This window comes from Candidatus Burkholderia verschuerenii, assembly GCF_001189365.1.
GTDB lineage: Bacteria > Pseudomonadota > Gammaproteobacteria > Burkholderiales > Burkholderiaceae > Caballeronia > Caballeronia verschuerenii.
In genome coordinates this window covers 22,002-28,622 of record NZ_LFJJ01000171.1, presented here as the reverse complement: position 1 = coordinate 28,622, position 6,621 = coordinate 22,002, and the positions used below count along the sequence as shown (strand labels likewise).

Here is a 6,621-nt window from a genome sequence, read left to right as displayed (position 1 = left end):
AGTTTTTAAAGAGCACATCGCAAACTGAAGCGCGGTGACTTGCTACTACCACCGCCCTTCCGTCTTGCGTCGCTGCATCAGCAGCAGAGAGATGAAATTGTGAATAACGTTTTGGTCAGTGTCAACAACTTTTTGAAGCTGATTTATTGCTCACCTTCAAAATGCTCCCAGACCTACTGAAAGCAAACGGGTCGTGCGGACATCGCACGACCCGTCGGCGTAAGTCTTGGTGCCGGTTGCAGGACTCGAACCCGCCACCTCATGATTACAAGTCAAGCGCTCTACCTGATGAGCTAAACCGGCGAAGGTCGAAATTCTACTTCATTTAACGACTTTGAGGTGAGTACGCCCCGACGATTTCGACGCGTCGTCCTCGGCGCTGGAAGCGGGCTCGTCCTGCCTGGAAGCGCGGGCCGGTTCAGCGGCTTCGTGCTCCGATTCGTCGAGCTGAAGCGGCTCGTGCTGGAACGGTCGCGACGCGCTAGCGGCATCGGCCGATGCGGGCTCGACGGGAAATGCCATGCCTTGCCCGTTCTCACGGGCATAGATGGCGAGCACTTTCGCCACTTGCACTTCGATCTTGTGCGACTTGCCCGAGAAGCGCGCGCTGAACTCGATCCATTCGTTGCCCATCTGCAGCTGGCTGGTCGCCTCGAAGCTGATGTTCAACACGATCTCGTCATTGCGGACGAACTGGCGCGGCACGCGCGTCGAGTTGTCGACACGCACGGCGATATGAGGCGTGAAACCGTTATCCGTGCACCACTCGTAGAGCGCGCGCAACAAGTAGGGTTTGGTGGAAATCTCTTGCATCAACTTTCCTCTGCCGGGCGGCGGCCGCGCGAAAAGCGCGTGCCGCGTCCGGAAACTCGCAAAACTATCGACGCATCACCTTTTCGGAAGGCGTCAGCGCTTCAATGTAGGCCGGACGGCTGAAAATGCGCTCGGCGTATTTCATCAACGGGGCGGCGTTCTTCGACAGTTCGATGCCGTAGTGATCCAGGCGCCACAACAGCGGGGCGATCGCGACGTCGAGCATCGAGAACTCTTCGCCCAGCATGTACTTGTTCTTCAGGAAGATCGGAGCGAGTTGCGTGAGACGATCGCGGATCGCGCCGCGTGCCTTCTCGTGATTCTTCTCCGCCGCCTTGCCCTTCTCGTTCTCGAGCGTGCCGACGTGGACGAACAACTCCTTCTCGAAGTTCAGCAGGAACAGACGCGCACGAGCACGCTGCACCGGATCGGCCGGCATCAGTTGCGGATGCGGGAACCGCTCGTCGATGTATTCATTGATGATGTTCGACTCGTACAGGATCAGGTCGCGTTCGACGAGAATCGGCACCTGGCCGTACGGGTTCATCACCGCGATGTCTTCCGGCTTGTTGAACAGATCGACGTCACGAATCTCGAAATCCATGCCCTTTTCGAACAACACCAGCCGGCAGCTCTGGGAGAAGGGGCAAGTAGTGCCGGAATACAGAACCATCATGTTTTTAAAGTTCCTTCAGTAAACTCGAAGGGCCGGCCGCGACGTTTCGCGGAAAACTCCGTCAGGCCGACCCACGCCGTCGAAGGCGCGCTATTTGATATCTTTCCAGTATGCCGTGTTCAGGCGCCACGCGAGGAAGCTCAACAACGCCAGGAAGAGCAGAACCCAAACGCCGAGCCGTTTGCGCGTCTGCTGCGCGGGCTCCGACATCCACGAAAGGTACGAAACCAGATCCGCCACAGCAGAATCATAATCCACGTTGGACATGACACCCAGTGTAACCTGAGTGTAGCCGACAAATCTTCGGACCTTTTCGCCGGTTTTCTCGTCCGTTTCCATCTCGAACTTCGCATCGCGGATGCCTTGCAGCGTCCACAACACATGCGGCATTCCGACATACTCGAACACGCGATTGTTCCAGCCCGTCGGCCGGGCCGGATCGCGGTAGAAACTCCGCAGATACGTGTACAGCCAGTCCTTCCCGCGCGCCCGCGCCTCCACCGACAAATCCGGCGGCGACGCGCCGAACCACGCTTTCGCGTCGTCCGGGCGCATGGCGATCGACATCGTATTGCCGACCTTGTCGGTCGTGAAGAGCAGATTCTCCTGAATCTGCTTCTCGCTGATGCCGATGTCGGTCAGCCGGTTGTACCGCATCAGATTCGCGCTATGGCAGTTCAGGCAGTAGTTTACAAAGATTTGCGCGCCATGTTGCAGTGAAGCAAGATTGTCCGAACTGTCGGGCGCGCGATCCAGCACCGCCTCTTCCTGCGCATGCACCGGCGCCGCGCCGAACGCAAACAGCGCCGCGCCGATCATCGCTATTGTAGAGAGCCATTTTTTCATCGTGTTTTTCTCCGGACGCACTCAATGGGGTTTGTAGTGCACTCGCTCGGGCGGCGTCTTGAATTTGCCGCGCGGCGTCCAGAAAGGCATACCGAGGAAAAACGCGAAATAAATCAGCGCGCAGATCTGGGCGATCAGCGTCGCGCCGGGCGATGGCGGTCTCGTGCCGAGGAAACCCAGCGTCAGGAACGCCAGAATGAAAATGCCGTAGAAGACCTTGTGGAACATCGGCCGGTAGCGGATCGACTTCACCGGACTGCGGTCGAGCCACGGCAGGAAGAACAGCGATACGACCGCCGTGCCCATCACGACCACGCCCCAGAACTTCGATTCCGTCAGCGCCATGAAGATCAGCACGGCGATGGCCAGCACCGGCAGACCGAGCTTCCACTTGCCGCGCGCCTTCAGCAGCGCGAGCAGACCGAGCAGCGCGATGACGATCATCAGCACGATCTTGAACGGATCGGTGGTGGCGCGGAGCATCGCGTAGAAGGCGGTGAAATACCAGACCGGCGCGATTTCCGGCGGCGTCTGCAGCGGATTGGCCGGCACGAAGTTGTTCGCTTCGAGGAAGTAGCCGCCCATTTCCGGCGCGAAGAAAATGATCGCCGCGAAGATCAGCAGGAACACGGTCACGCCCATGAAGTCATGCACCGAGTAGTACGGATGGAACGGAATGCCGTCGAGCGGGATGCCGTTCGCGTCCTTCTTCGCCTTAATCTCGATGCCGTCCGGATTGTTCGAGCCGACTTCATGCAGCGCGACCAGATGCGCGACCACGAGACCGACCAGCACCAGCGGAATCGCGATGACATGGAACGCGAAGAAGCGGTTCAGCGTGACATCGGACACCACGTAGTCGCCGCGAATCCACAGCGACAGGTTCGGGCCGATGAAGGGAATCGCCGAGAACAGGTTCACGATCACCTGCGCGCCCCAGAAGGACATTTGCCCCCACGGCAGCAGATAGCCGAAGAACGCCTCCGCCATCAGGCATAGGAAAATCGCGCAGCCGAAAATCCACACGAGTTCGCGCGGCTTTCGGTACGAGCCGTACATCAGCCCGCGGAACATGTGCAGATACACGACGACGAAGAACATCGACGCGCCCGTGGAGTGCATGTAGCGGATCAGCCAGCCCCACGGCACCTCGCGCATGATGTACTCGACCGATGCGAACGCGAGCGTCGCATCGGGCTTGTAGTTCATCGTGAGGAAGATGCCGGTGACGATCTGGTTCACCAGCACCAGCAACGCCAGCGAGCCGAAGAAATACCAGAAGTTGAAGTTCTTCGGCGCGTAGTACTCGGATACGTGTTGCTTCCAGGTCGAGGTCAGCGGAAACCGGCGATCGATCCAACCGGTCAGGCCCGTTGTCTCTACTTCCTTTTCAGCGCTAGCCATTTAAGCCTCTCCCTTTTCGTCCTTGCCGATCACGAGTTGCGTCGCGGAAGTGAACATGAACGGCGGTATGTCCAGATTCTGCGGCGCGGGCTTGTTCTTGAAGACGCGGCCCGCCAGGTCATAGGTCGAGCCGTGACACGGGCATAAAAAGCCGCCCGGCCAGTTATCAGGGAGATTGGGTTGGGGACCCTCGGTGAAACGCGGCGTCGGCGTGCAGCCCAGATGCGTGCACACCGCGACCGCCACCAGAATGTTCTTGTGATCGGCGCGCGATCGATACTCGTTGTTGCAGTACTCCGGCAACGGCATCGAGAATTCCATCTTCGACTTCGGGTCGGCCACTTCGTTGTCGGCCTTCACGATGTCGGAGAGCATCTCGTCGGTGCGGTTGAGAATCCACACCGGTTTGCCGCGCCAGGCGACGGTCATCATCTCGCCCGGCTTGAGTCCGCTGATATCGACCTCGACGGGCGCGCCCGCCGCCTTGGCCTTCGCCGATGGCGCAAACGAACTCACGAAAGGCACTACGGTTGCCACACCTCCGACACCACCAGCCACGGTCGTCGCTATCAGCCAGGTACGGCGGCCGCCGTCGACGCGTTTTTCATCGTTGTCTCGCATCACACGCCCCACTTCTGAGTTGGATTTATACCGTCACATCAGTGTTCCGCCGTTAGTGTGCGCGAATGGAGTTGGCATTTACAAGGCCCGAATAGGAAAAATCACTCGAAGTCCTTGATGCTTCAGGGTTTTCCCCACGTTTTCGCGCTTTATCGTGAAGCATTGTTTTAAGGCAACTGCAAGCGCCGGATAATCCGAAACCGGCGCTTAAAAGCCATTAAACCGGATTATCGATATCGATGAAAACATGCTCGATATCGAATTCCTCGGACAAGTGCGCGCCGAGCGCCTGCACGCCGAAACGCTCGGTCGCGTGATGTCCGGCCGCGATATACGCCACGCCCGATTCCGCCGCGATATGCATGGTCTGCTCGGATACTTCGCCGCTCACGTAGACGTCCGCGCCGGCGGCGATGGCCTGCTCGAAATAGCCCTGCGCGCCGCCCGTGCACCACGCCACGCGGCGCAGCTCGCGGCCGGTATCGCCGAAGACGAGCGGCTTGCGGCCGAGCGCGTTCTCGACGACCGCCGAAAAATGCTCGAGCGACAGCGGCATGCTGAGCGTCGAGATCCAGCCGAGGTCCTGATCGGCGAAACGCCCATCGGCGATCAAACCGAAGCTTGCGCCCAACTGCGCGTTGTTGCCGAACTCGGGATGCGAATCCAGCGGCAAGTGGTACGCGAACAGGCTGATATCGTTCTGGATCAGCGTGCGCAGCCGCTAGTACTTGCGCCCCGTGATCTGCGGCGGCTCGTTCTTCCAGAAGTAGCCGTGGTGTACGAGCACGGCGTCCGCGCCCCATTCCCGCGCCGCTTCCAGAAAGGCGAGCGAGGCCGTGACGCCGGTGGCGATCTTCTGAACGCGGCGCGCGCCTTCCACCTGCAGACCGTTCGGGCAATAGTCCTTGAAGCGGCCGATTTCCAGCAAATTGTTCAGATACAATTCGAGTTCGATCCGATCCATGAAATCCTCTATCCCTTCAAATGCTTAGACGCTTCTGGCTATTATTTGCCCAAGCGGTCACCGTGCTTTTGGCCTTGATGTTCATCATCGCGACCTTGAAACCACAGTGGCTTCAACGTCAGGGTCAATTCGGCAAGCAGCTCGCCGAGCCGATCGTCGCATTGCAGGAGGTCGCGCCAAGTATCGGCTCGCGCCCGCTGCAATCGTCGTATTCCGAGGGCGCGCAGAAAGCCATGCCCGCGGTCGTGAACGTGTTCTCCAGCAAGGACGGCAACCTGCCGCCCGATCCGCGCGCGAAAGATCCGCTCTTCCGCTACTTTTTCGGCGACAAGAACAAGCGCAAGTCTGACGAGCCGCCAGCGTCGAATCTCGGCTCGGGTGTCATCGTCAGCTCGGAAGGTTACATTCTAACGAACCAGCATGTCGTCGACGGTGCCGACCAGATCGAAGTCGCGCTCGCCGATGGTCGCACGTCCAGCGCGAAAGTGATCGGCGTCGATCCGGAAACCGACCTCGCCGTGCTGAAAATCAACATGACGAATCTGCCGACCATCACGCTCGGCCGCATGGATCAGACGCGCGTCGGCGATGTCGTGCTGGCGATCGGCAATCCGTTCGGCGTAGGCCAGACGGTCACGATGGGTATCGTCAGCGCGCTCGGGCGCAATCATCTCGGCATCAACACGTTCGAGAACTTCATCCAGACCGATGCGGCCATCAATCCCGGTAATTCGGGCGGCGCGCTGGTCGACGTGAACGGCAACCTGCTCGGCATCAATACGGCGATCTACTCGAGCAGCGGCGGCTCGCTGGGCATCGGCTTCGCGATTCCCGTGTCGACGGCGCGCAGCGTGCTGGAGAGCATCATCACGACGGGCACGGTCACGCGCGGCTGGATCGGCGTGGAGCCGCAGGACGTGACGCCGGAAATCGCCGAATCGTTCGGGCTGGATCAGAAGACCGGCGCGATCGTCGCGGGCGTGCTGCAAGGCGGTCCGGCGGACAAGGCGGGCATCAAGCCGGGCGATATCCTCGTCAGCATCAACGACGACACCATCACCGACACCACGCGCCTGCTGAACGTCGTCGCGCAGATCAAGCCGGGCACGGCGGTGAAGGTTCACGTCATGCGCAAGAACAAGGAGCTCGATGTGAACGTCGTGATCGGCAAGCGCCCCGCGCAACCGCGCGCGCCGCAAATGCCGGATGAAGATCAAGGCGATCAGGGCGACCAGAACGACGAATAAGCATTAAGCGTCGCTGAAAACGCGCTGAAAACAAAAAGGCAGCTCCCGTC

General features: G+C 59.8%; 6 protein-coding genes, 1 tRNA gene and 1 pseudogene. 1 reads left to right on the top strand and 7 read right to left on the bottom strand.

Annotation, left to right across the window (positions count from 1 at the left end):
* Window positions 1-227: 227 nt before the first annotated feature.
* The 7 genes and pseudogenes from BVER_RS22680 to BVER_RS22650 all read right to left on the bottom strand — a co-directional run bounded on the left by BVER_RS22680 (window position 228) and on the right by BVER_RS22650 (window position 5,324).
* Window positions 228-303 (bottom strand) — tRNA-Thr (locus tag BVER_RS22680).
* An 18-nt stretch (window positions 304-321) separates the two neighbouring features.
* The gene (locus BVER_RS22675) at window positions 322-813 is read right to left on the bottom strand and encodes a ClpXP protease specificity-enhancing factor (RefSeq protein ID WP_050455200.1); all 492 of its coding nucleotides are present in this window, start codon (window positions 811-813) and stop codon (window positions 322-324) included.
* 64 nt (window positions 814-877) lie between these two features.
* Entirely contained in the window at window positions 878-1,489 is a 612-nt protein-coding gene (locus BVER_RS22670) for a glutathione S-transferase N-terminal domain-containing protein (RefSeq protein ID WP_050455199.1), read from the bottom strand.
* 90 nt (window positions 1,490-1,579) lie between these two features.
* Complete coding sequence (locus BVER_RS22665; protein ID WP_050455203.1) at window positions 1,580-2,335, bottom strand: cytochrome c1; 756 nt, start codon at window positions 2,333-2,335, stop codon at window positions 1,580-1,582.
* Between the two features lie 21 nt (window positions 2,336-2,356).
* Window positions 2,357-3,739 carry a cytochrome b gene (locus tag BVER_RS22660; RefSeq protein WP_050455198.1) on the bottom strand — a complete coding sequence of 461 codons (1,383 nt, stop codon included), beginning with the start codon at window positions 3,737-3,739 and terminating at the stop codon, window positions 2,357-2,359.
* Window positions 3,740-4,360, bottom strand: a complete 621-nt coding sequence (gene petA, locus BVER_RS22655; RefSeq protein WP_050455197.1) for a ubiquinol-cytochrome c reductase iron-sulfur subunit — start codon at window positions 4,358-4,360, stop codon at window positions 3,740-3,742. It lies immediately after the preceding gene.
* Window positions 4,361-4,577: 217 nt separating this feature from the next.
* Window positions 4,578-5,324: pseudogene (locus BVER_RS22650) on the bottom strand (Nif3-like dinuclear metal center hexameric protein).
* A gap of 20 nt (window positions 5,325-5,344) precedes the next feature.
* Between BVER_RS22650 and BVER_RS22645 the strand changes: the two are divergent.
* Window positions 5,345-6,571: a S1C family serine protease gene (locus BVER_RS22645; protein ID WP_050455196.1), complete on the top strand. Its 1,227-nt coding sequence runs from the start codon at window positions 5,345-5,347 to the stop codon at window positions 6,569-6,571.
* The last annotated feature ends 50 nt before the right edge of the window (window positions 6,572-6,621 follow it).

Coding starts and splice junctions, on each gene's coding strand:
- petA (WP_050455197.1), bottom strand. CDS start 4,360: ATGCGAGACAACGATGAAAAACGCGTCGACGGCGGCCGCCGTACCTGG.
- BVER_RS22660 (WP_050455198.1), bottom strand. CDS start 3,739: ATGGCTAGCGCTGAAAAGGAAGTAGAGACAACGGGCCTGACCGGTTGG.
- BVER_RS22675 (WP_050455200.1), bottom strand. CDS start 813: ATGCAAGAGATTTCCACCAAACCCTACTTGTTGCGCGCGCTCTACGAG.
- BVER_RS22670 (WP_050455199.1), bottom strand. CDS start 1,489: ATGATGGTTCTGTATTCCGGCACTACTTGCCCCTTCTCCCAGAGCTGC.
- BVER_RS22665 (WP_050455203.1), bottom strand. CDS start 2,335: ATGAAAAAATGGCTCTCTACAATAGCGATGATCGGCGCGGCGCTGTTT.
- BVER_RS22645 (WP_050455196.1), top strand. CDS start 5,345: ATGCTTAGACGCTTCTGGCTATTATTTGCCCAAGCGGTCACCGTGCTT.